The organism is Mesorhizobium sp. M7A.F.Ca.CA.001.08.2.1, assembly GCF_003998455.1.
Lineage (GTDB): Bacteria > Pseudomonadota > Alphaproteobacteria > Rhizobiales > Rhizobiaceae > Mesorhizobium > Mesorhizobium ciceri.
Genome location: NZ_RZPW01001488.1, coordinates 1 through 416, shown reverse-complemented (window position 1 = coordinate 416; position 416 = coordinate 1). Strand labels below are relative to the sequence as shown.

The following is a 416-nucleotide window of genomic DNA, read 5'->3' as shown; positions in this document are numbered from 1 at the left end:
CAGCAGATGTCTCCAGGCGAAGGAGGCGATCAGGTCGGCGACAACAGCTGAATCGATTTCGGCCGGGATTTCGCCCCTTGCCTTGGCGCGTTCGATGATCTGGGCGGTATGGGACCGTCGGCCCAGTGAGTAGTCGGCAAGGGCCGCGGCCGCGGTCTCGTCCGACTGTGCCTCGGCGATCAGCGACCGGAACACGCTTCCCGACGATGTCTCGCGCCAGTGGGCGAACAGGTTCTTCAGGAAGCCGACGAGATCCTCCTCCAGCCGCCCGGTATCGGGGACATCGACGCGCTTCTGGCGCTGGTAGACCTCAAGCAGCAACGCCGCCTTGCTCGGCCACCAGCGATAGATGGTGGGTTTGCCGGCGCGGGCCCGCCGCGCCACCGCCTCGATCGAGAAACCGGCATAACCGGCTT

The 416-nt window shown here is 65.9% G+C and carries 1 protein-coding gene; it reads right to left on the bottom strand.

The annotated features are described in order from the left end of the window. A partial coding sequence (locus EN914_RS38125; protein WP_164779313.1) for a TetR/AcrR family transcriptional regulator occupies positions 1-416 on the bottom strand: 416 nt, incomplete at both ends.